The sequence below is a fragment of the Sphingomonas sp. Sph1(2015) genome (genome assembly GCF_001970915.1).
GTDB classification, from domain to species: domain Bacteria; phylum Pseudomonadota; class Alphaproteobacteria; order Sphingomonadales; family Sphingomonadaceae; genus Sphingomonas; species Sphingomonas parapaucimobilis.
Map to the genome: position 1 here is coordinate 1 of NZ_MQUI01000113.1, position 822 is coordinate 822.

The window sequence follows — 822 nt, forward strand, 5'->3', positions numbered from 1 at the left end:
CAGCATCAGCGCCAGCCAGCAGCTGATCCAGCAGATCGTTCGGTATCGCAGGCTCTTTGCGTCGGGACATTTCGGGGCTCCTTCTTTCCCATTATGCCCGCCCGCACACGAAATTCCTGACACTCCCCGTGGCCGTCGCCACTCTCGAGCGAGTTCGGCACTTCCTCTGGCACGGCAACTGGCGCCGTGCTCTCGACCTAATCGGCGACGTCGAGACCAGAATGCTTGGTGCGACAGATCCGGATGTCACCGACGAGCCGATGAGCCACCCACAGGTCTCGCCGCAAGCTCGCAATCTCCTCAAGCATTTGCGGGAGTTCGAAAGCTATATCAGCGCCAATGCCAGCATGATCCCGAACTATGGCGAGCGACGACGATATGGCGAAGCAGTCTCGACCGCCTTCGTGGAATCGACCGTCAACCAGGTCGTCGCAAAGCGCTTCGCAAAGAAGCAACAGATGCAGTGGACGCCCAGAGGGGTGCATCTGCTTGTGCAACTCCGCGTCCGTACCCTTGATGGCACGTTGGCCAATGACTTTCAGAGGTGGAGGGACGAACGGAAGGCGGCATGACCCCCAACTTTCTCATGCTCCCCGCGTCGGCGGGGGTGGCAGGGCGGATCACCGCGGCAGCTTGCACATAGCTTCCTTACATCACTTACCTGTATCAATTCTGCAACATAGATACCCTCAAGCGCGCAGACGCGAAAGATTCTGTTTGTCAGTCTAGTGCCGACGCGGCCATTGTTGCTTCAGGCGATGCGAGCAAACGACACCGCCACATTTGCAGGGCTGATCATCAAGCGTTCCGGCGCGCCGAGCT

Annotated in this window: 1 pseudogene; it reads left to right on the forward strand. The window is 59.1% G+C overall.

The annotated features are described in order from the left end of the window. Positions 1 to 308: 308 nt before the first annotated feature. A pseudogene (locus BSZ14_RS20380) lies at positions 309 to 572 on the forward strand (ISKra4 family transposase); the annotation flags it as partial. Positions 573 to 822 lie beyond the last annotated feature (250 nt).